3 protein-coding genes are annotated in these 1,529 nt (G+C 34.9%); all 3 read right to left on the bottom strand.

The features are described 5' to 3' along the window. Window positions 1–350: sugar transferase (locus tag H5072_RS19150; RefSeq protein WP_182694472.1), on the bottom strand; the 350-nt coding region annotated here is incomplete at its 3' end. Further along, window positions 343–1,254 carry an NAD-dependent epimerase/dehydratase family protein gene (locus H5072_RS19155; RefSeq protein ID WP_182694473.1) on the bottom strand — a complete coding sequence of 304 codons (912 nt, stop codon included), beginning with the start codon at window positions 1,252–1,254 and terminating at the stop codon, window positions 343–345. The genes H5072_RS19150 and H5072_RS19155, both read right to left, overlap by 8 nt. Window positions 1,255–1,285: 31 nt before the next feature. Beyond that, window positions 1,286–1,529 (bottom strand): hypothetical protein (locus tag H5072_RS20935; RefSeq protein ID WP_220488716.1); only part of this gene is annotated, 244 nt, incomplete at its 5' end.

Raw genomic sequence — 1,529 nt, forward strand, 5'->3', positions numbered from 1 at the left:
TTTGTTAATTCGCTTTGATTAAACAAACCAGGGCGTGGACCAACTAAGCTCATCTCGCCTTTTAAAACATTCCACAACTGTGGTAGTTCATCCAGTTTTGTTTTACGTAAAAAGCTACCAAACGCTGTAATTGAAGCTGTGCTTGCTAAGTGGCTTGCAACAGATGCAGTGTCTACTTTCATTGTTCTAAACTTAATTAGAGTAAAAGGCTTTTTGTGCCTCCCTACTCGCTCTTGCATAAAAATTGGGGAGCCGGTATCAAATAAACCGATTATGTATAAAATTATTAAAAATGGCATTGCTATAACTAAACCAAACAATGCAAAAATAAAGTCGAGTGTTCTAATCATGTATATCTCTGTTTAGCAGGGGCATAGCTGCATTTATTGTGTAGGGCGGTGTCCAATTTAATAATTGAAACATATTGCTCGAATCTACTTCTAAATCATCAAATAATTGCTTACTTAATGTTGTTTTGCCTAATAAATTAATAGCAAATCTCATTAAAAACACAGGGACAGGAAGATGCAAAAGAGTTTTATGAATACCATTTGCAATTGAAGTCGAAAACTCCTTAGTAGACACAACTTGACCATCTGATGCTAAAAATATTTGTCCTGCAGCTTTTTCGTGCTTTAAGCACAAAAAAATAAAATCGGCTAAGTTTTGCACTGAAATAAAGCTTCGTTTATTTTTAACTAAGCCGAAAGGTAATATACCAAATTTATTAATCATTTTTAACAACAAGCTAAAGCTACCAGGCGCTTCTTTTCCATATACTAAGACAGGTCGAATTATAACAACTTCTAGACCAGTATCTTTAGAGATAGCCTGTAGCTCTTGCTCAGCGTTATATTTTGACCTTGCATAATCGTTATGCGGGTTTGCAATATCTGTAGGTTTAAAAGGCTCTTCGCGAGAATTCAAACCATTTACACCTATAGTGCTAATAAATATAAACCGCTTAATATTAGCCTTAGATGCTTCGTTAGCTAAATGCGTCACTAATTTAGTATTATATAGTGTGTACGTTTCAGAATCTGTAACGGCTTTATGGGCTACACCAGCTAAATGTATGAATGACTCACATCCAACTAAGTGCTCAGCCTTAACATCAAACAAGTCATCATATTTAATGTACTTATTTGATTTTATGCTTTTTCTTGTTAGTGCTAATACTTCAATGTCATTAGGGCAGCCTATAAGTAACTCTTTACCTATAAAACCAGTTGCACCTGTAACTGCTACTTTCATATTAACTCTCTATTTTTAATAACATTAATCACTACTTTATTTTTCGAGACAAAAGATAGACTAGGTAAAGCAATTTTTGCGGGAGTAATCTAGGTAATGAGCGCACTATAAAATAAAAATACGATTTTACAGCATACTGAGGAAATAATTTAGCTTTTTGCTTAGCAAGCTTAGCCTCGTATGTTACATACTTTAAGCCAGTACGGCGCGACATCATTTCTTTACCCGCACGCGCCTTCACAAGGGTTTGTTGGATATTGTATCCCTTATGACCG

The sequence above is a fragment of the Pseudoalteromonas sp. SR45-5 genome, assembly GCF_014163565.1.
GTDB lineage: Bacteria > Pseudomonadota > Gammaproteobacteria > Enterobacterales > Alteromonadaceae > Pseudoalteromonas > Pseudoalteromonas distincta.

Coding starts and splice junctions, on each gene's coding strand:
- H5072_RS19155 (WP_182694473.1), bottom strand. CDS start 1,254: ATGAAAGTAGCAGTTACAGGTGCAACTGGTTTTATAGGTAAAGAGTTA.